The organism is Bradyrhizobium sp. STM 3561, assembly GCF_045571455.1.
Classification (GTDB): domain Bacteria; phylum Pseudomonadota; class Alphaproteobacteria; order Rhizobiales; family Xanthobacteraceae; genus Bradyrhizobium; species Bradyrhizobium vignae.
In genome coordinates this window covers 1,168,767-1,187,707 of the sequence record NZ_CP120695.1, presented here as the reverse complement: position 1 = coordinate 1,187,707, position 18,941 = coordinate 1,168,767, and the positions used below count along the sequence as shown (strand labels likewise).

The following is an 18,941-nucleotide window of genomic DNA, read 5'->3' as shown; positions in this document are numbered from 1 at the left end:
GCAGGACTGATCGGTTAGACCATCATCCTGTCCGAACCAACAGACGGAGACTAAGGATGACCTGGAGGAACTTCGTCAGCCGGCTGCCAATCACGTCACGGCGCAGAGGCCTTAGCACAGCAACTTTGTATGGACTTTCGTTGGCCGTCCGCTTCACGTCAGCAGCGGGAGGCGACGACGAAGTGCCCATGCCGTCGCTGCACATGATCAAGCCGGTCACGTCCATCATGATCAGGACCGCTCCGCGGCTTCCCTATGAGGACCTGGTCGAGGGCGCTCAACCGATCGTCCTTCGCTCCGGTTGGTCGCTGGGTTCGTCGGGCTGTCGCGCCGGCATGTGAGACCTTCATGCCGATGTCATTGATACCGGATTGCCTGCGTCCATAAGGACCTAGCCTCTCATTCACACCTTCGCGTCGTCGTCGATCGCTGCACAAGCAGCGAGCGGCAGCACGCGGACTATTGGAAGTCCAACCACGGGAGCCAACACATGCGACTAGTTATCATCGGTGCCGGCTTTGCCGGCATGTACGCCGCCCTCTCTGCCGCGCGCTTGCGCGATATCAAGGGCGTTTCGCCCGAAGAGCTCGAGATCGCACTGGTTGCGCCCGAGCCGATGCTCGTGGTTCGTCCGCGGCTCTATGAGCCGAAGCCCGAAACCATGACCGCGCCTCTGCTCGATGTCCTCAAAGCCATCGACGTCGTTTATGTGCAGGGCAGTGCCGAGACGGTGGACACCAAGTCTCGCATGGTGCAGATCGCAACCAACAAAGGCACGCGAAAGACCCTTTCCTACGATCGCCTGATCGTGGCCACCGGCAGCCGGCTGTTCCGCCCCAATATTCCCGGACTCGCCGAACATGGTTTCAGCGTCGACTCGCTCGATGATGCGGTTGCCCTCGACAAACATCTGCATAGCTTGCCGAGGCGGCCTGCGGTGAACGGGCGCGACACAGTCGTCGTTGCCGGCGGCGGCTTCACCGGAATCGAGGCTGCAACCGAAATGCCCACGCGACTGCGCGCGATCCTGGGCGACGGTGCAAAGCCGCGCGTCATCATCGTCGAACGTAATCCGGCGATCGCCCCCGACATGGGCGAAGGCCCCCGCCCCGTCATCGAGGAAGCCCTGCGAAAGGTCGGCGTGGAAACCCGGGTCGGCGTCGGCGTCAGCGCGCTGGACAAATCCGGCGTCACGCTTTCAAACGGCGATCACATCGAGGCGGAGACGGTGATCTGGGCGGCCGGCATTCGCGCGGCCCCACTGACGCAACAGATCCCCGCCGAACGCGACAGTTTCGGCCGGCTGCTGGTCGATCCCTGTTTGCGCGTGCCCGGTGTGCCCGACGTATTCGCCACCGGCGATGCCGCTCGCGCCGCATGCGACGACGAGGGCAACTACGCGCTGATGTCGTGCCAACACGCCACGCGGATGGGCGCCTTCGCTGGCAACAACGCAGCTGCAGAACTGCTTGGCGTCCCGACTAGGCCCTATCACCAGAAGGCGTACGTCACCTGCCTCGACCTCGGGGAAGCCGGCGCACTGTTCACGCGCGGCTGGGAGCGCACCGTGGAGATGGTCGGCGACGTCGCCAAGAAAACGAAGCAGGAGATCAACGGCGTTTGGATCTATCCGCCCAAGCCTGAGCGCGCGGCCGCACTCGCCTCGGCCGATCCGGAGCAAGTCACCAAGCTGTAGGCGCCCGACGCAACCGGGCCGCGCCTCGGCGTGAAGCGCGGCCCATCCGGAACCCACCATCAAGATCGAACCTCAATGTCAAACAATGGAGTCTTGACGATGAACCAGATGATCCGCAGCATCAAACAGAAGCCAATCAAGAACCTCGACAACACCACCCCTCACGGCAGAACCGCGACCGACGAGCTGGTTCCATCGCGCTATGCGCTGCGAATCGGCGAAATCGAGGTGCTCGTGATCAGCGATGGGGTGCTCACGCCACCATCCGAGTCCATGGCTACCAATGCCGATCCGGCCGTCCGGGCGGCCTGGCTGGACAACATGTTCTTGTCGCGCGACGCGTTCGATTGGGCACTGAACGAGGTGGTGGTGCGCAGCGGCGGCCAAACCATACTCATCGACGCTGGGCTGGGAGAGGAGTACCCGGACTTTCCGCGGGCGGGACAGTGGGGTCAGCGACTCGAGGCCGCCGGAATCGATCTTGGCTCGGTGACTGACGTGGTGCTGACCCACATGCACTTCGATCACGTTGGCGGACTGCTCGTCGACGGCGTGAAGAAGCGGCTGCGCCCGGACCTGCGGATCCACGTGGCTGCCGCCGAGGTCAAATTCTGGGCTTCCCCCGACTTCTCCCGCACTGCCATGCCGCCGGTGCTCGCAAATTTGGCTCGGCGGGCGTCCAAGCAATTCCTGGACGAATATCACGGCCAGCTACAGCTTTTCGAGGAAGAGTCCAAGATTGCGCCCGGAGTCGTCGTCCGTCGCACCGGTGGCCACACCCCAGGGCACAGCGTGGTTCGCCTGGCCTCCGGCGACGATCGGCTCATGTTCGCCGGCGACGCCATTTTCCCGGTCTCGTTCGACCACCCCGAATGGCACAACGGCTTTGAGCACGACCCTGAGGAGGCGACCCGCGTCCGCCTCGAACTCCTGCGGGAGCTGGTGGCGACCGGTTCGTGGCTGGTGGGCACGCACATGCCGTTCCCGTCCATAGGCCGGGTCGCGGCCGCCGGCGAGCTCTTTCGTTGGGTCCCGGCCTGGTGGGACTACTGACAGCTGGCTGGTCGGGGCCGAACGAGGCGCGAGCTCATAGCGCAAAACGAGTTCGCGCCTGCGGCACCGATCGGAAGCGTTTCGATCCTGCAATAGATCACCAGCATTTGGTCGCGCCCCCAAGGCGCGCGGCCCGTTCACATCATAGCACCAGCAGAGCTACTCCGATGAAACATGAGACCGTGCGCGCGAGCGCGTTCGCGATGCCGCTGACGAACCCGGCCTTTCCGCCCGGCCCCTACCGGTTCGTCAACCGCGAATACTTCATCATCCAGTACCGGACCGATCCAGAGGCGCTGCGCCGGATCGTGCCGGAGCCGCTCGAAGTCGGCGAGCCAGTGGTGAACTACGAATTCATCCGCATGCCCGACTCAACCGGATTTGGCGACTACACCGAAAGCGGCCAGGTCATCCCGGTGAGCTACAAGGGCCAGGCCGGCAGCTTCGTGCACCAGATGTTCCTGAATGATCATCCGCCGATCGCCGGCGGGCGCGAACTGTGGGGCTTTCCCAAGAAGCTGGCGCAGCCGAAGCTCACGGTCGAAATCGACACTCTGGTCGGCACCTTGAACTATGGCTCGGTGCGGATCGCGACCGGCACCATGGGCTACAAGCATCGGGCCCTCGACGCCGCGACCGAAGCGCGAAAACTCGCCGCGCCGAATTTCCTGCTGAAGATCATCCCGCATGTCGACGGCACGGCGCGCATCTGCGAACTCGTGCGCTTCCATTGCGAGGACATCTCGGTGAAGGGCGCCTGGACCGGGCCTGCTGCGCTCGACCTCTACTCGCACGCGCTTGCGCCCGTCGCCGAACTGCCGGTGCTGCAAGTGCTGTCGGCCAAGCACGTGATGGCGGACCTCACCCTCGGCCTCGGGACCGTGGTCCACGACTATCTGTCACCGGCCGCAGTCTCGCGGCGGCGCGGTACCGAGCCCGAAATCTTGATCGAACGCAGCGCCGGCTGAGCCGCAATGCAAGGAGTTTTGGCCATGTTGAACGTGATGCGCGAGCAAACCGGTTCTAAGCTGCAGCAAACAAGGTCGCTGCCATACGATGTCGTCGCCCTGGTGCTGCAAGGTGGCGGCGCGCTGGGCGCCTATCAGGCTGGAGTCTATGAGGGTCTGCACGAGGCCGGCATCCGGCCGAACTGGCTGGCCGGCATCTCGATCGGTGCACTTAACGCCGCCATCATCGCCGGCTCGCCCGAGGCCGAGCGCGTGGATCGGCTGCGCGAGTTCTGGGAGACCATCTGCGCCTTTTCGATCGAGTGGCCAGCCGGTGAAGGGCTGGCCAATGCCCTGCCCTTTGCTTTCGACATCCACTCGGTACGCAACGCGCTCGCGGCGATGAGGGCCCTGGTGCAGGGCCAGCCGGGCTTCTTCAAGCCGCGCTTCCCGTCGCCGTTGTGGTCGCCATTCTCAGGTGATGCCGCGACCAGCTTCTACGACACTGCGCCGTTGCAGAAAACGCTGGAGCGACTCGTCGACTTTGACCGCCTGAACTCAGGCGAGGTCCGCGTTTCCGTCGGCGCGGTCAACGTTCGCACTGGCAACCTGACCTATTTCGACACCGCCGAGCGCCGGCTGGGTCCGAGGCATTTCATGGCTTCGGGCGCCCTGCCGCCGGGATTCCCCGCCGTTGAGATCGAAGGCGAGCACTATTGGGATGGCGGCGTAGTTTCGAACACGCCTCTGTCCCGCGTGCTCTCCGGTGAACCCTGCGACACGCTGGCTTTCCAGATCGACCTTTGGTCGGCCAAGGGCCGCGTTCCCTACGACATGATGGAAGTGTCGAGCCGGCAGAAGGACATCCAGTATTCGAGCCGCACGCGCGCGGTCACCGACCAGATGCTGCGAATGCAAAAGATGCGTCAGGCGCTACAGCGGACCATCGAGAAACTGCCGGAAGCCGCAAAGCAAGACCCGGAAATCCGTGCCATCGCGGATCTGGCGCGCCATCGCTCGCACAACATCATTCACCTAATCTATCAGACCAAGCCCCACGAGGGTCATTCCAGAGACTACGAGTTCGGACTGAGCGCGATGCGCGCCCACTGGCAGAGCGGACTGGAAGACATCCGCCGCACGCTGGCCGATGGCCGTCGCCTCGACCCGCCGCCACCCGAGCTTGGCATCGTCACCCATGACATTCACCGCCGCGACTGAGCTCTCGGCCAATTCATCTCCTGCTCATCGAAAGGAAATACCATGTTGAACGGCAAGGTAGCCATCGTTACCGGATCGACCAGCGGCATCGGACTTGGCATTGCGAAGGAACTCGCCAAGCTCGGCGCTGACATCGTGCTGAACGGTTTCGGCGACGCCGGCGAGATCGAGACTATTAGCAACGGCATCGCGCGCGAGCATGGCGTGCGCGTCATCTATGACGGCGCGGACATGTCGAAGGGCGAGGCCGTGCGTGGACTGATCGATGCGACCATCGACAAGTTTGGACGGGTGGACATCCTCGTCAACAATGCCGGCATCCAGTTCACTGCACCGGTCGAGGAGTTTCCGCCCGCCAAGTGGCACGCCATCCTCGATATCAACCTGTCCGCGGCGTTCCATGGCATCACAAAGGCCCTGCCGCAGATGAAGAAGCAGGGCTGTGGGCGGATCGTCAACATCGCCTCGGCACACGGCCTCGTCGCCTCGATCCACAAGGCGGCCTACGTCGCCGCGAAGCATGGCTTGGTTGGGCTCACGAAAGTGGTGGGCCTCGAGGCGGCCGGGAGCGGAGTAACCTGCAACGCGGTCTGCCCCGGCTGGGTGCGAACGCCCCTCGTCGAAAAGCAGATCAGCGACATGGCTGCGCAGCGAGGCATCAGCCAGAAGGAAGCGACCGAGGAGCTTCTCGCCGAGAAGCAGCCCTCGCTGCAATTCGCCTCTCCGGAGCAGCTTGGCGGCACCGTCGCCTTTCTCTGTTCGGCTGCGGCAGACCAGATCACCGGCACGGCGATCTCTGTAGACGGTGGCTGGACCGCACGGTAGCCGCGAGAATGGGCAGAGCTGTCAACGGTAGGAGGACATCGTGGCGCATCCCAACAAGAAGAAGGTTATCGGCTTGTTGCTATGCCTCGGCTCCGTCGTGACCATGCTGGCCGGATGGACCTATGCCCATTCGGGCGAGACGTCGACGGACAACGCCTATATTCGTGGCGACGTCACCTCGCTCGCGCCGAAGGTTGCGGGCTACGTCACGGCAGTGGAGGTTCGGGACAACCAAGCCGTCCGTAAGGGCGATGTCCTGTTCCGGATCGACGATCGGGATTACCGCGCGCGGCTGGCGCAGGCCGAGGCCAATGTCGAGGCCGCGCAGGCCCGCCTGGCTAATGTCGATGCGGAGATCCCGCTTCAGGATGCGCTGATCCGGCAGGCCGAGGCGCAGAAGCGTTCGAGTATGGCCGAGATGGGTCTGGCCACCAAAGCCTCCGATCGGCGCCGCGAGCTGATCCGTACGAATGCGGTCAGCCAGGCCCAGGTTGACGAAAGCGATGCGGCGCTATCGAAAGCTGAAGCGGCTGTCTCCGCAGCGGCCGCCACGGTGGAAGCGCAGAAGCAGCGCATCGCCGTCCTCGCCAGTCAGCGCGAGGCGACGGTGGCCGCCGTGGCGCAGGCTCAGGCCGCGCGCGACCTCGCCCAGATTGATCTCGACAATACCGTTGTGCATGCGCCAGTCGACGGCGTAATCGGCAACCGCCAGGTCCGTGTGGGCCGCCTTGTCGCGCCGGGCACTTCCCTGCTCGACATCGTACCGGTCAGCGATGTGTGGGTCGTGGCGAACTTCAAGGAGACCCAGATCGAACGGATCCGGCCCGGCCAGCGCGTCCGCATCATCGTCGATAGCTATTCAGACCAGCCTCTACAAGGTGTCGTGGACAGCTTTGCGCCCGGCAGCGGCTCCGCCTTCAGCATGCTGCCGACAGACAACGCAACCGGAAACTTCGTTCGCGTCGTTCAGCGCGTGCCGGTGAAGATCCGCTTCGCAAGCAATCCGTTGCCCGGCCGGCTCGTGCCCGGCCTGTCCGCGCGCGTCGACGTCGACCACGGGAGCGGCTCATGATCAAGGTCGCGTGCACCATACCAAGCCGCGGACGATCCGCCGCAGGACCCCTTCTCGTCACGGGCATTGTGCTCGCCACGTTAACGGATGCCATCGCGAGCACCGTGCTGTCGCTCGGGCGTGGCTATATCATCGGCGACACCCACACCACTCCCGATGAGTTCGCTTGGCTCGATATCGGATACACAGCGCTGAAGCTGATTGGCTTCGTAGCCACTCCCTGGCTGATGCGGCGTGTCGATGCGTGCCGCCTGGTCATCTGTTCAACCCTGGTCATGGGCGGGGCGTGCGGCATCACCGCCATTAGCGCCCGGCTGGACCTGCTGATCGCGCTGCGCATGGTGCAGGGCTTCTCTGGCGCCCTCCTGCTTGTCGCAGGCCAGGCGATCATTTTCCACGCCTATCCGCGATCCCAGCAGCCGATCCTTCAAGCGCTGTTTGCGATGGGATCGGTCGTCGCACCCGCGACAGCCGCTCCGGCACTGCAGGGCTGGTTGATCGACAGTCAGTCCTGGACGTGGATTTTCTTCAGCGTCGTTCCGCTGGCGCTGGCGGCTGCCGGCCTGCTCCTGATCGCCGGCAGCCCGCGGTCCGGTACGCTCGTCCGCCGTCCGCTTGACTGGATCGGCCTCTCATTGATCTCGATCGCACTCTTCAGTCTGACCTATGTTCTCAATCAGGGCAGTCGCTGGAACTGGTTCGAGGAGCCCGGAATCCTCTGGCTCACAGTGACCGGAGCGGCCGCGTTTCTGGCATTTCTCGGCCAGCGATTAATGGCTGGAGGTCGCGGCCTGATCGACTTCACCCCATTTCAATCGGAAGACTTTTCCTTCGCGTTCATTGTCAGTTTTGTTGCGGGCGCCGCATTGTTCGGCAGCGCGTTCCTGATCCCCTCTTTTGCCGTCGCAGTGCTGGCATTCAGGCCCACCGACGCCGGCCTGTTGTTGTTGCCAAGCGGTGCGTTCTTCATTGGCACGCTCCTCGTCGCCGTCTTCCTGATGCAGGTTCGCCGCGTGCCTCCGGTCGCCACGGTGCCCCTTGGTATTCTGACGATCATGCTGGCGATGTGGATGTTGTCCGGCTCGACCAGCGAAAGCGGCGCGCACGACATGATGGCTGCCGTCCTCTTGCGGGGGCTCGGTCTCGGCTTCCTGTTTCTATCGATCACCCTGATTGCTTTCAGCAACCTCAACCAAGACAACCGCGCGTCCGGCATAGGCCTCTTCAATACCGGTCGGCAACTCGGCGGCCTGATCGGCGTGGCCGTCCTCCAGACTCTGATCGAGCACAACGTCGCCGGCAACGTTACGGTGCTGGGGGCCAGTCTGACCGCCGGGGCTCCTGCGGTCGGCGAGCGGCTGAGAATGACGTCAGCAATGCTCGCTACCGAGGGAATGGACACGCTGGCCAACCGAGCCTCGACGTCCCTGCTGGACGGTGCTCTTATTCGCCAATCCACCGTGATCGCCTTCGATACGGCCTTTAATGCAGTCGCTCTGCTCTTTGTCATTGCGGCGCCGGTGCTGGTCGTGGTCAAGATCGGCCTCTCCCGATACTCGAAACTGCGCGCAGTAACCCGGACGGAGACGGCCTAGCAGTTGCCGGCCGTACCAGTCTGCTGCCTCGCCTGGCTATTTCTCCGCGTATCCCTCGACTGGCGGTGCTTTTCTTGCGATGGCGAAATCCATCGCCAGGCAAAGAACGCAGTCCGGCATTCGCGCTTGAGGTTCGGTCGATCAGGAACAGTTAACGCGTCCCGTGAACGCGTCCTCGAGCAAAGCCAAAACAGCCTCGTACGTCACTGGCCTCGGATTGTGGTACGGCAGCTCCATGACGAGCAACGCTGCACGCACAAGATCAGTGCGTTTCATGCCAAGCTTCTCAAGGGACATTGGCGCGCCCAATCTTTGCATCAGTGCGACAATTGCACTGACCGCGTTCGGCGTACTCATGGCGCGCTCGATCCGCCCCATCGCACTCGGCACGGCGGCAGCGTTGTAGGCCAATACGTGCGGCAGAATGACTGTATGAGTTTCGGCGTGCGGCAAATTCCATCTGCCGCCCAGCACGTGGCAAACCTTGTGATGCAGCGCCATGTTCGACATTCCCAGCACCGCACCACAAAGCCAGGCGCCATACAGACAATCGCTGCGACTGTTAAGGTCTCGAAGATCCTCTTTTAGCCCCGGCAGGCCATGCACGAGGGCACGGATACCTTCCTCTGCCATGAGCTGGCTAATTGGATTGGCGTTGTCTGCATATAGCGCCTCGGCCGCGTGCGCGATCGCATTGAAACCGCTCGCGATCGACATCTTCAGCGGCAGATCCAGCGTCAGACACGGATCGTAAATCACGATTTTCGGCAATACCCGGGGGTCCCTCCCGGTCCTCTTTAGTCCTTCTTCTGTTAGACCGTAGATGGGAGTCATCTCAGAGCCCGCATAGGTGGTCGGCACCGCCAAGAACGGCAGGGCAGACTGAAGCGCGATAGCCTTGGCCAGACCGATTGTCGAACCGCCGCCGGCCGCGACTATGCAATCCGCCCCAAGCCGAGCAGCCTCCTCGATCGCCTTGCGCGCGACCTCGGTCGGCACATGCATCACGGCATGCGGATAGATGCCGACACTGCGCTCGCCCAGTTGCGTCGAAAGGTCGCTCGCGAGCTCCGCTTGCTGGGGTGTCGACAACACCAACGCGCGACTCGCGCCCAGCTGCTCGACTTCGCGCGGCAGGTGATTTATGGCACCGGCTCCAAACATGACACGTCCCGGAGAAGCGTCGAAGGTGAAAGACTTCATAAGCGTTCCCATTTCTTTTTGGGCGCTTGCCCTAGGTGGCTCTAGCCTAGTGTGAGAGGCGCGGCTAAGCTATCGTCGGGCAGATATGAAGACTATTCCGGGAAAGCACACTGAGGATCTCGACCTGCACGCGCTTCGGGTCCTCGATGTGCTGTTCCGTGAGCGCAGCATCACGCGCGCCGCCGACGCCTTGCGCACTCAGCAGCCAGCTCTGAGTAAGACGCTGGCACGCTTGCGCGTCTATTTCAGCGACCCCCTGTTCGTCCGCGTCGCGTTGCACATGGAGCCAACCGCCAAGGCGCTCGAGCTGGAGAAACCGGTCCGGGCACTGCTTGACGGCTTCCAGCGCCTGCGCAGCGAGCAGAGTCGGTTCGACGCGGCGCGGTCGACACGGGAGTTTCGCGTGTTCACACTCGACGCCGGCGTGATCGTGCTGCTGCCGCCCGTCATCAAGACCCTGCTCGGCTCAGCGCCAAATGTGCGATTGCGCGCTGCCCAGGTTGGACTGCAGAACCTGCACACCTCGCTCGAATCCGGCGAGATCGATCTCGCGATCGGCGAATTCCCGCTGCTTGTGCCCGGCATCAAGCGGCAGAAATTGTTCTCTGGTCAGCACATGTGCATTTTCCAGAAAGACCATCCGCGGCTCGGCCGATCGCCATCGCTGGCCGAATTCCTCGACGAACAGCACATCTTCATCACCGCGGCCGGCACCGGCCATCCGCACCAGGTGGCAGAACGATCGCTGGAGAGCCAGTTACCGGCCAAGAACATCATCGCGCATGTGCCGAGCTTCACCACCGCCGCGATCCTGGCCAAGAGCACCAATGCGGTTGCGACGATGCCGGGGCCGGTTGCGACCGTGCTGGCGCGCGCGCTCGACATGCGGCTTGCGAAGCCACCGGTCAAACTGCCCGAGTTCGAGATTGCGCAATATTGGCATGAACGATTCGACCGCGATCCCGGCAACCAATGGCTGCGCGCGTCGATCAACGCCGAGTTCGGCGGCAAGCCGCCCGGACGGAAGCGGTAGTTTCCACCCTTCTTACGTCAGGCCGCAGCGCTCGCTGGCGTTGCGGCCGAAGCATTCTCCCCAGGCTGCAGTACGAAGTCATATTCCAGCAGCCAGAAGGGCCGTTCGGCCAACTTGCCCGTCGGCGTCGTGCTGCCAGCCGGCATCAACTTGAATTCGGTTATCAGTGGCGCCTTCACGCCATAGACCACGTCGGTCTCGATATAGCGACATGATTTCTTGAACAGATGCGTGATCACGCGGCGATGGCCCTGCGCCTCGATCAGGAAGTGAATATGCGACGGGCGCATGGGGCTAATCTCGGTGTGGCGCATTAGGTCGCCGACGCTGCCATCCATCGGAATCGAGTAAGGCACCGGGAGCACGGTCTGCACCACGAAGCGTCCGTCATCGTCCGACTTGAAGATGCCGCGCATCCACGCCCCGTCGCCGCCGCGCTGGGCATCGTAAAGCCCTTCTCCATCCGCCTGCCAAATGTCGAGCGTGGCACCGGCAATCGGCGCACCGCCCAGGCCGCGCACCGAACCGACGATGTAACAAGGCTCGCCGGGCGCGCCCTTGGCGATGTCGGCACCGTCAACGAGTTCTGGGGAATCATGCACGTGGAACGGCCCAGTCACCGTGGTCGGCGTCGCCTCGCCCGAGAGACGGTGGTTGATACAGTCGACCAGCATGCTGACGCCGACCACATCCGAAGCAAGAATGAACTCCTGTCGCTTGTCGTGCGACTGCTTCCCGGTCCGCGTCAGCCATTCGATCGCGGTCATCCACTCCTCCTCCGTCGGCTCGATCTCTCGAACGAAGGCGTGCAGGTGCGTAATCATCGACTGCATGATCTGCCGCAGCCGCGGATCCGGAACTGCCATCCACCGCTCGAGCACGATATCGGTGATGGTCGTTTCGGTGACATAGGCCATGACAATCTCCTTGGTACGCTAGGGCCACGTTTCAGGCATAGTTCGTTCATGGCCCGCCGCCGGCCGTTCTGTCCGCGGACGCCAGAGCTGTCCTGGCGTCCGCGGTCAGTGTCTATATGCGCGGATCGATCAACTCCTCGCTCGCGTTCTTCCGGCGGGCTGCTGAAGCCGCGGCACTCGCCTGCGCGCCTGCGTCCTGCGCGCGGGCATAGGCCGCAGAGGTGCTGTATTCTGTGGCGGAGTCCTGGTTCAGCTCGATGCCGCAGACTTTCCGCGCCAGTTGAACGTACGGGCTGCCGGCGGAGAATTCTGCGCGCTGCATGGTCAGCGAACGGATCGCCATCAGCGGCGTACCATTGAAATTCTCGAACATGAACAGTCGCCCGCCCCAGTCCGACAGGTAGAGGTCCCGAATCACGCGACCGATCTTGAGTCGATCATGCGGCTTGCCGTTGGGCCCGGTGTTGAGCTTTTCCAGCCAGGGACCGAGCTTTGCGTCACTCCACTGTCCTTCGCTTGGGAACAGCAGCGCGCTTCGGCCGCAGAGATCGAGCAGCTCGTAGATCATCGAGGAGAAATGCTCCAGGTAGTAGGCGCGGCCGAAATCGTAGATCAGGATGTTCGGTTTGTAGTGGCCGCCCGGCGTCAGAAAACCAAGCTCCTCGGATGCCACCACGTGGGCAATCATAGCCTGATGAAAGCCGACGAATTTCGCCACTCTCGGCTGCACCGCCGGGATCTTGCTGGTGCCGATGTGCTCGGTAATCAGGATAGCAAGTCCTGCCATCAATTCAGCTCGCACCATCTGCCGGATGATCGCATGATAATGCAGCCAATCGAACACGCGCTGGGGGTAAAGCTTTGCGTGATCGGGATTGCCGATATGGAAGACATACTTCCAGGGAATAAGGACGTGATCGAACACAGTGATGTTGTCCAGTTCATCACCGGCTGATGCCATTGGGTGCTCGATCGGGTCGTCCTTCACGGTGCTTTCACGGCACACCACCGTGACGCCCTTGGTATTCACGGGCGTCATCGCGAAGATGATCTGCTCGGCCGGAATGCCCGGACGAAAGAACACGCCGATATGGATCCAGTCGCCGAACGCCGTACCAGTGCCGATGGCCTTGACGCCATTGACGACGATGCCCTGGTCGTTGGTTTCGACAATCCGGAGCGCAGGCGAACGTGCCTGCGCGTCGGTTGTAGAGCGGTCGGCCTGGGGGTCCACGAACTGCGGCGTGCAGTTCAAGTCATTCTCCCGAGCAAACTTGAAGAAGTCGACGATGTTTCTGGCCAAACCGCGCCCCTCAGCGCCGATTGCGGCGTCCTCCCACGGCTGTGGATCATCGACATAGGTCAGGAGGGGATAAACGTTGGTGTCGGGCATGCGCGGAAATGACGTGCCGAGCTCGCGCATGATAGTTTCGTGGTACCTGCGCTTGCGCCGAACTTCGTCCTTGTTGCGATGGCCGAACCATTGCATCGAGCGGCGCACGCCATCTTCGTCGATGAAGGTCATCACATCCCGCAAATCTTCGCGGTGGTGGAGATCATAGAAATCGGCGATGCGCCGCGCATAGTCGCGGGTCTTCGGATGTGTGGCGACGTTGTCGATCTTCTCATCGCCGACCCACACGTTGCGGCCGTCGTTCAGGGCTTCCAGGTATTGTGCACCGGTACGTAGCATGGTCAGCTCCATTGGCTCGGGAATTTGGCGCCGGCAGGTCAAGCCATTTGCCGGAGAGTTGCGTAGTTGCGGCTGTGATAGATCAGGGGCTCGCCGTCGGCATGCGCTGTGGAGAGCACTTCGGCAAAGATCACGCTGTGCGTGCCAATTTCGCGGATATCGGCCACTCGACAGTCGAGAGCGACGCGTGAGGTCACGCAGTACGGTGAGCCGGTGGCAAGCACGCCCCAGTTCGGTCCGGCAAACCGTTCGTTCATTGGTACCCGGCCGACGCCCGCGAAGATCTGCGACAACCCGACTTGATCGGCGCTAAGGCTGCTGACGCAGAGCACACCATTCGCCTTGATGATCGCGTTGGCCGCACTCCTGCGGTTGACGCACACCATGATCGTGGGGGGCTCGTCCGTCACGGAGCACACAGCGGAACAGGTAAAGCCTGCGATGCCTTGAGGGCCATCGGTGCAGACGATGGAAACCGAGGACGCAATGCGGGACATAGCTTCACGAAACTCGCCTGCACTTGCCCGCGCAGGAATATCTTGAACGGAAGCTTGAAGGTGCCTGCTCTTGGGCGCACTGGCGGATGAAGACGGAGCAACTGTCTGCGAAAGCATTATTCCTCTCCTCGCGTTTTCCCGCGACACCGGAATTCCGGAGCGTCGCCTCAAATGTTTTCTTGTTGTTGAGACGAGTTTGTCGCAGCCGAAAACACCGCGCCATCCGCGGCACGGCTATGGGGAGTATTGCTCTACGGGAATAGAGCCGCCCGCGATTCCGTCGCACTCGGCTCGAGGCATGCCTTACACAATGATCTGCTGTCAGCCAGCAGAAAATCTTCTGCTGTCGTGAATTGAGGCGCATTCGGCAGCGGCGAGCGTCACGGGGACAGCGCGGCGATAGCAGGCGGATGCACCATCTCGCGCGATCTTGCCGACGAGCGCGAATGCAAGCCGGCCAGACGGCAAGGTGCCAAGCACCTCGAAAGCGACTGACGCATCTGAGCCGAAAAACCCTCCGCTCATTCAGGGAGGCAGACGGCGCGCGCGGACTCTGGCGACGAAACGGTGCGCTTCTCGTTCGGTCAGCGGTGCCGGGCCCGCGCGCTCAAGCTCAGCGGGTGCCTTGGCATGCCGCACCTAGGGTTCCGCAGCATCGGGCGTCTGAAGGCTTACCTTCTGCTCGCGCTCGCAACGAGCTTACGTCGGTCCTCAGGAACGGCTTTCCCATCCGTCTGTACCACTGAGGAGCGGGTAAGCCGTTGATCCGCTATTCCGCCTTGGATTTCACACTCTAAGAAGAGCGATGGTGCTCCGGAAAGGATTGGGGCTCGATCCATTAAACTACAGCAAAAACAGCCACTTACCTCTGCGCCAAGTCCGACGCTTGTACCACTGCACTGTGCTCGTGTCGACCGCTCTGGTCACCAATCGGCGCGCCCGGCAAGGGTCGCGAGACTGCGCCTGGAAGAGCGGCTTGGGACAGCCTCGCAGGGCTCGGCTTACTTCGTCTGAACTGCCTGCGCGCCCGCCCCTTCAGGGTCTCGGCGATCTTTTCAGAATCTCGCTAACGATCGACACTTTGAGCGAACCCTCCAACTGTCTTATGTTCCTCCGGATCCGGCGCGGTCTTGGCCCGGTGCCGGCAGGACGTGTCCTGGCCGAGTTCGTGCCGCCACCGGGCTGAACGACAAAATCGCTTGGCGGCATGCCACAGTCCTGGATGGGGCGTTCAAAGTCTCGCACTGCACGGATGTATTTCCGTCACCGGCGACGCAATCAGTATTCGCTCCTTGTCTCCGGGAAAGACAGGATTCCCGGCCTGGTCAGCGGGAGCCGAAGCCCCCCAGTCCCTTGGCAAAGTTCTTCACGAAAAGCGCGGTCAGGAGATGCGCATGCAACGATATGACATCCAGCCTGAAGGACGCCCTTGGCATGTCCGTTACTGGCACCCTAAGAACTGGCCGGTTCTCGATGACAATGGCGAGATAGTTGCGGTGGTCCATCATGTCACCGACGCAACGACCTCTATTCTGGCCAGAAGGGCTGAGAAAGCGCGCCCTCTTGCGCTCTGCTGACACGGCAATTCTCGAGGCGCGCGAGGTTGTCAGGGAAACTCAAGAGAAAATCCTGGTATCTCGCGCTTTGACTCGAGGAGAGGATCTCGCTCTCAACCCTCAAGCCCAATGTAAAAGCGCCCACCTGCCAATAGTTCAGGTGCGAAAGGCATCGCGATGATGCATAGCGTTTCGGAACTGCCGCTCCTCGAATCGGCGTTGAGCGAGGCATTGGTTATTACGGCCAAGAGCTCGGCAACATTCAACTGATCGACTGGAAGACGGGCCATCTGGAGATCGTGGCTCAGCAGGGCTTTTCCGAAGAGTTTCTCGACTGCTTTCGTCGTGTGACGATCAGGGACGGGTGTGCTTGCGGTCGTGCGCTGTTCAACGGCAGCCCGTCATTCTCGATGACGTCACAAATGGACCTCCGGTTTCTGCTTTTTCGAGACATCGCCGAACGAGCCGGTACAGTCGACCCCGCTGATGACCCGCTCCGGTGCCCTGGTAGGTGTGCTCTCAAGCCACGGCAAACATACGGCGAGTGAGGAACAGCTGGGTCTGATCAGGAGCTTAGCGATGCGAACAGCTGGCAGCCGTACTCCGTCGTCGCGCGGCGAAATCGTCATTCCCCGATTTGGATGATCTCGCCTTGCGCCAGCGGCTGCCGAAATAGCAAAGCAGCCGCTCAAAGACTCGAGCCGCGGCGACTCGCGACCCACATGTGGTCTCGGCGACAAGTAGCAATGACGATGTTCGAGGTTGCAGCAATCGACGCCCGGCTGCCCGAACTTCGTCGGTTTCGGAGCAAAGCGAACGTAGACACCATATCGAGGCCGCCGGGTTTAGGGATACACGGCCTAGCACTACTTTGGCAGATTGTTGATTTTGGCGCGTTTTATAGGATTCCCGAATCAATTTTTCAATGATTCATGGGTGGTCGGCTCTTGGAGGGCTGACCATGCTGGGATGGGAAGACGAACTCGAACGCTGGCTGATGCCGTTCTTGGACCGACTGGGTCATAAGACCCGGCAGCGGATGTGTCCTCTGTATGTTGCGGGATTGATCGGTCCCGGCGATCGTAAGAGCGTTCAGCCGATGGCGGAACGCCTTGCCACCAGCACCTACGACCAGTTGCACCATTTCATTGCGGACGGTGTCTGGGACGCGACGCCGCTGGAGACAGAGTTGCTCAACCAGGCGGACCGACTTGTCGGCGGCAGGGATGCGGTGCTGGTTATTGATGACACCTCACTTCCCAAGAAGGGTGAGCGCTCGGTCGGTGTTGCGGCTCAATACGCCTCGGCTCTCGGTAAAACGGCAAATTGCCAAACACTGGTGTCTTTGACGCTTGCGCGCGGCGAAGTACCCGTGATGGTCGCGTTACGTCTCTTTCTGCCTGACAGTTGGACAAGCGACGAATCTCGTTTGAAGCGCGCTCGCGTGCCAGTCGAACATCGAACGCCACGGTCCAAGCCGGAGATTGCTTTGGCCGAGATTGACCGCGCGATAGCAGCCAACGTGCGCTTTGGATATGTGCTGGCGGATGCAGGATACGGCCTCAGCGCACCGTTTCGACAAGGGCTAACAGAGCGCGGGCTGGTCTGGGCTGTCGGAATCCCGCGGCACCTGAAAGTGTATCCGGTCGATGTGAAGCTCATTTGGCCGATTACCAAAGCCCGCGGGAAACCACGAAAGCACCACGTGCCCGATATCTTATCAATTGCGGCCGAGCAAATGCTGGCCGGCGCCAAATGGAAAACCGTGAGTTGGCGTAGCGGGACGAAAGGTCGGCTTAAAGCCCAATTTGCTGCGGTCCGTGTCCGGACCGCCGACGGCCCTCCGCAGCGGATATGGGATAAAGGTCAGCAGCATCTCCCAGGCGACGAAGCCTGGCTCATTGGCGAGCAACGTGCGTCCGGGGAGAAGAAATACTATCTGGCCAATCTTCCGGCGGCGACGGATCTGCGCACGCTGGCCGCCACCATCAAGGCACGGTGGATTTGTGAGCAGGCGCATCAGCAGTTGAAGGAGGAACTTGGACTTGATCACTTCGAAGGGCGATCATGGCAAGGTCTTCATCGCCACGCCCTGATGACAATGATTGCCTACGCCTTCCTGCAACATCGTCGCCTCGCACACGCGGGGCGGAAAAAAAAGAATCTACGGGCCTCCGCCTCAGCCAACCATGCCAGCCGTACGTCACGCCATCGTCGATCTCATCCTTCGGCCGCAGTCTCAGCATTGCCCATATTGCCGAAGGCAAATCCGTGAAAAACAGCGGCGAAAACACAATCTGCCAAAGTAGTGCTAGCACTACATTGGCAGATTGTTGATTTTGCCGCGTTTTATAGGATTCCCAAATCAATTTTTCAATGATTCATGGGTGGTCGGCTCTTGGAGGGCTGACCATGCCGGGATGGGAAGACGAACTCGAACGCTGGCTAGTGCCGTTCTTGGACCGACTGGGTCATAAGACCCGGCAGCGAATGTGTCCTCTGTATGTTGCGGGTTTGATCGGTCCTGGCGATCGCAAGAGCGTTCAGCCGATGGCGGAACGCCTTGCCACCAGCACCTACGACCAGTTGCACCATTTCATTGCGGACGGTGTCTGGGACGCGACGCCGCTGGAGACAGAGTTGCTCAACCAGGCGGACCGACTTGTCGGCGGCAGGGATGCGGTGCTCGTTATCGATGACACTTCACTGCCCAAGAAGGGTGAGCGCTCGGTCGGTGTTGCGGCTCAATACGCCTCGGCTCTCGGTAAAACGGCAAATTGCCAAACGCTGGTGTCTTTGACGCTTGCGCGCGGCGAAGTACCCGTGATGGTCGCGTTACGTCTCTTTCTGCCTGACAGCTGGACAAGCGACGAATCTCGTTTGAAGCGCGCTCGCGTGCCAGTCGAACATCGAACGCCACGGTCCAAGCCGGAGATTGCTTTGGCCGAGATTGTCAAGCGACGTCCGGATTTAACCCCGTAGCGACGTGAAGAAGTGACCCCCTTGTTGTTTTGGTGGATGTGGCAAGCCGCTCGCGGAGCGCGCCCCCATAGCGCCGTAGCGAGCGAGCGGCTTGCTTCACGGCTTTTTCTCCGATTTAGCTTCTGGCGCGGCGGCCTTCTGCAAAAGCCCGCTACGACGCTTTTCTTTCAAGCGGTAGCTGTCGCCGCGGATTGTGATCACGTGACTGTGGTGTAACAGGCGATCAAGGATCGCGGTGGCGACCACAGGGTCGCCGAAGACTGAGCCCCACTCGCCGACGCTGCGGTTGCTGGTGAGCAGGATCGCGCCTCTCTCGTAACGGCGGCTGACGAGCTGGAAGAAGAGATGTGCGGCATTGGGCTCAAAGGGCAGATAGCCGAGTTCGTCGATGATCAGGAGCTTTGGCTTGGCAAATTGCGCGAGCCGCTCGTCAAGCCTGCCTTCGCTGTGTCCTTTGGCGAGTTGCGCAACGACCGTCGTGGCTGCGACGAACTGCACGGAATGCCCAGCCAGGATCGCTTCACGCCCCAGCGCGACCGCCAGGTGCGTCTTGCCAACGCCAGGCGGCCCAAGCAGCAGCACGTTCTCGCCATTGGCAATCCAGCGCGCACCGGCAAGCTCACGTACCTGCTTGGGGTCTAGGGTTCAGAC

The 18,941-nt window shown here is 61.7% G+C and carries 15 protein-coding genes and 2 pseudogenes; 12 read left to right on the top strand and 5 right to left on the bottom strand.

The annotated features are described in order from the left end of the window. Positions 1 to 188: 188 nt before the first annotated feature. The 8 genes from P6U28_RS05330 (at position 189) to P6U28_RS05295 (ending at position 8,409) form a co-directional block, all read left to right on the top strand. Complete coding sequence (locus P6U28_RS05330; protein WP_407121889.1) at positions 189 to 341, top strand: hypothetical protein; 153 nt, start codon at positions 189 to 191, stop codon at positions 339 to 341. A gap of 149 nt (positions 342 to 490) precedes the next feature. Then, entirely contained in the window at positions 491 to 1,696 is a 1,206-nt protein-coding gene (locus P6U28_RS05325) for an NAD(P)/FAD-dependent oxidoreductase (protein WP_407121888.1), read from the top strand. 99 nt (positions 1,697 to 1,795) lie between these two features. Then, positions 1,796 to 2,749, top strand: a complete 954-nt coding sequence (locus P6U28_RS05320) for an MBL fold metallo-hydrolase (RefSeq protein ID WP_407121887.1) — start codon at positions 1,796 to 1,798, stop codon at positions 2,747 to 2,749. 167 nt (positions 2,750 to 2,916) lie between these two features. Next, positions 2,917 to 3,717, top strand: a complete 801-nt coding sequence (locus tag P6U28_RS05315; protein ID WP_407121886.1) for an acetoacetate decarboxylase — start codon at positions 2,917 to 2,919, stop codon at positions 3,715 to 3,717. Between the two features lie 24 nt (positions 3,718 to 3,741). Beyond that, a complete protein-coding gene (locus P6U28_RS05310; RefSeq protein ID WP_407121885.1) occupies positions 3,742 to 4,917 on the top strand; it encodes a patatin-like phospholipase family protein in 1,176 nt (391 codons plus the stop codon). Positions 4,918 to 4,959: 42 nt separating this feature from the next. Further along, positions 4,960 to 5,742: a 3-hydroxybutyrate dehydrogenase gene (locus P6U28_RS05305; protein ID WP_407121884.1), complete on the top strand. Its 783-nt coding sequence runs from the start codon at positions 4,960 to 4,962 to the stop codon at positions 5,740 to 5,742. 40 nt (positions 5,743 to 5,782) lie between these two features. Further along, entirely contained in the window at positions 5,783 to 6,814 is a 1,032-nt protein-coding gene (locus P6U28_RS05300; protein ID WP_407121883.1) for an HlyD family secretion protein, read from the top strand. Next, positions 6,811 to 8,409 (top strand): MFS transporter, encoded by a 1,599-nt coding sequence (locus tag P6U28_RS05295; protein WP_407121882.1) that lies wholly within the window; start codon positions 6,811 to 6,813, stop codon positions 8,407 to 8,409. Before P6U28_RS05300 ends, P6U28_RS05295 begins: the two co-directional genes overlap by 4 nt. A gap of 141 nt (positions 8,410 to 8,550) precedes the next feature. Here the strand turns inward: P6U28_RS05295 and P6U28_RS05290 are convergent, their stop codons facing one another. Next, complete coding sequence (locus tag P6U28_RS05290; RefSeq protein WP_407121881.1) at positions 8,551 to 9,612, bottom strand: maleylacetate reductase; 1,062 nt, start codon at positions 9,610 to 9,612, stop codon at positions 8,551 to 8,553. An 85-nt stretch (positions 9,613 to 9,697) separates the two neighbouring features. On the opposite strand from P6U28_RS05290, the gene P6U28_RS05285 reads away from it, so the two are divergent. Further along, positions 9,698 to 10,645, top strand: coding sequence for a LysR family transcriptional regulator (locus P6U28_RS05285; RefSeq protein ID WP_407121880.1), 948 nt, complete (start codon positions 9,698 to 9,700; stop codon positions 10,643 to 10,645). Between the two features lie 17 nt (positions 10,646 to 10,662). On the opposite strand, the gene P6U28_RS05280 is transcribed toward P6U28_RS05285, so the two are convergent. The 3 genes from P6U28_RS05280 to P6U28_RS05270 form a co-directional block, all read right to left on the bottom strand. Further along, positions 10,663 to 11,562, bottom strand: a complete 900-nt coding sequence (locus P6U28_RS05280) for a dioxygenase (protein ID WP_407121879.1) — start codon at positions 11,560 to 11,562, stop codon at positions 10,663 to 10,665. Between the two features lie 112 nt (positions 11,563 to 11,674). Continuing rightward, the gene (locus tag P6U28_RS05275; RefSeq protein ID WP_407121878.1) at positions 11,675 to 13,267 is read right to left on the bottom strand and encodes a 4-hydroxyphenylacetate 3-hydroxylase N-terminal domain-containing protein; all 1,593 of its coding nucleotides are present in this window, start codon (positions 13,265 to 13,267) and stop codon (positions 11,675 to 11,677) included. A 26-nt stretch (positions 13,268 to 13,293) separates the two neighbouring features. Beyond that, a complete protein-coding gene (locus P6U28_RS05270; protein WP_407121877.1) occupies positions 13,294 to 13,869 on the bottom strand; it encodes a flavin reductase in 576 nt (191 codons plus the stop codon). Positions 13,870 to 15,146: 1,277 nt separating this feature from the next. Here P6U28_RS05270 and P6U28_RS05265 point away from each other — a divergent pair. The 3 genes and pseudogenes from P6U28_RS05265 to P6U28_RS05255 all read left to right on the top strand — a co-directional run. Further along, entirely contained in the window at positions 15,147 to 15,329 is a 183-nt protein-coding gene (locus tag P6U28_RS05265; protein WP_407121876.1) for a hypothetical protein, read from the top strand. A 904-nt stretch (positions 15,330 to 16,233) separates the two neighbouring features. Beyond that, positions 16,234 to 17,583 (top strand): IS701 family transposase, encoded by a 1,350-nt coding sequence (locus P6U28_RS05260; RefSeq protein WP_407121875.1) that lies wholly within the window; start codon positions 16,234 to 16,236, stop codon positions 17,581 to 17,583. A 101-nt stretch (positions 17,584 to 17,684) separates the two neighbouring features. Then, a pseudogene (locus tag P6U28_RS05255) lies at positions 17,685 to 18,260 on the top strand (IS701 family transposase); the annotation flags it as partial. 126 nt (positions 18,261 to 18,386) lie between these two features. Here the strand turns inward: P6U28_RS05255 and istB are convergent. Then, positions 18,387 to 18,935, bottom strand: a pseudogene (gene istB, locus P6U28_RS05250) (IS21-like element helper ATPase IstB); the annotation flags it as partial. Between the last annotated feature and the right edge of the window lie 6 nt (positions 18,936 to 18,941).

What these genes read in the sequence shown, in the direction of transcription:
- P6U28_RS05285 (WP_407121880.1), top strand. Translation starts at nt 9,698, where the DNA reads ATGAAGACTATTCCGGGAAAGCACACTGAGGATCTCGACCTGCACGCG.
- P6U28_RS05280 (WP_407121879.1), bottom strand. Translation starts at nt 11,562, where the DNA reads ATGGCCTATGTCACCGAAACGACCATCACCGATATCGTGCTCGAGCGG.
- P6U28_RS05330 (WP_407121889.1), top strand. Translation starts at nt 189, where the DNA reads ATGCCGTCGCTGCACATGATCAAGCCGGTCACGTCCATCATGATCAGG.
- P6U28_RS05290 (WP_407121881.1), bottom strand. Translation starts at nt 9,612, where the DNA reads ATGAAGTCTTTCACCTTCGACGCTTCTCCGGGACGTGTCATGTTTGGA.
- P6U28_RS05305 (WP_407121884.1), top strand. Translation starts at nt 4,960, where the DNA reads ATGTTGAACGGCAAGGTAGCCATCGTTACCGGATCGACCAGCGGCATC.
- P6U28_RS05295 (WP_407121882.1), top strand. Translation starts at nt 6,811, where the DNA reads ATGATCAAGGTCGCGTGCACCATACCAAGCCGCGGACGATCCGCCGCA.
- P6U28_RS05260 (WP_407121875.1), top strand. Translation starts at nt 16,234, where the DNA reads ATGATTCATGGGTGGTCGGCTCTTGGAGGGCTGACCATGCTGGGATGG.
- P6U28_RS05325 (WP_407121888.1), top strand. Translation starts at nt 491, where the DNA reads ATGCGACTAGTTATCATCGGTGCCGGCTTTGCCGGCATGTACGCCGCC.
- P6U28_RS05320 (WP_407121887.1), top strand. Translation starts at nt 1,796, where the DNA reads ATGAACCAGATGATCCGCAGCATCAAACAGAAGCCAATCAAGAACCTC.
- P6U28_RS05270 (WP_407121877.1), bottom strand. Translation starts at nt 13,869, where the DNA reads ATGCTTTCGCAGACAGTTGCTCCGTCTTCATCCGCCAGTGCGCCCAAG.
- P6U28_RS05265 (WP_407121876.1), top strand. Translation starts at nt 15,147, where the DNA reads ATGCAACGATATGACATCCAGCCTGAAGGACGCCCTTGGCATGTCCGT.
- P6U28_RS05275 (WP_407121878.1), bottom strand. Translation starts at nt 13,267, where the DNA reads ATGGAGCTGACCATGCTACGTACCGGTGCACAATACCTGGAAGCCCTG.
- P6U28_RS05310 (WP_407121885.1), top strand. Translation starts at nt 3,742, where the DNA reads ATGTTGAACGTGATGCGCGAGCAAACCGGTTCTAAGCTGCAGCAAACA.
- P6U28_RS05315 (WP_407121886.1), top strand. Translation starts at nt 2,917, where the DNA reads ATGAAACATGAGACCGTGCGCGCGAGCGCGTTCGCGATGCCGCTGACG.